Consider the following 235-nt stretch of genomic DNA (forward strand, 5'->3'; position numbering starts at 1 on the left):
TAGTGGCTCATGTCCAGCGTGCATATTCCGGCGGTCGCCGTCCCCCGGCCTGCGTTGCAGTCGCGGCTGATCGTCGCGATGGCGGCGGGGGCCGGGTTTTCGGTGGCCTCGATCTACTACAGCCAGCCCCTGCTGGGCGTCATCGCCAGCGGGCTGGGCAGCGATGCGCTGTCCACGGGCATGGTCCCGACCCTGACCCAGCTGGGTTACGCGTTGGGCATCCTGCTGCTGGCGC

Annotated in this window: 1 pseudogene; it reads left to right on the top strand. The window is 69.4% G+C overall.

What is annotated here, in order from left to right:
• Window positions 1-9: 9 nt before the first annotated feature.
• Window positions 10-235: pseudogene (locus tag ACQG3P_RS23925) on the top strand (MFS transporter); the annotation flags it as partial.

The organism is Stenotrophomonas sp. SrG, from assembly GCF_050031795.1.
Taxonomy (GTDB): Bacteria; Pseudomonadota; Gammaproteobacteria; order Xanthomonadales; family Xanthomonadaceae; genus Stenotrophomonas; species Stenotrophomonas rhizophila_A.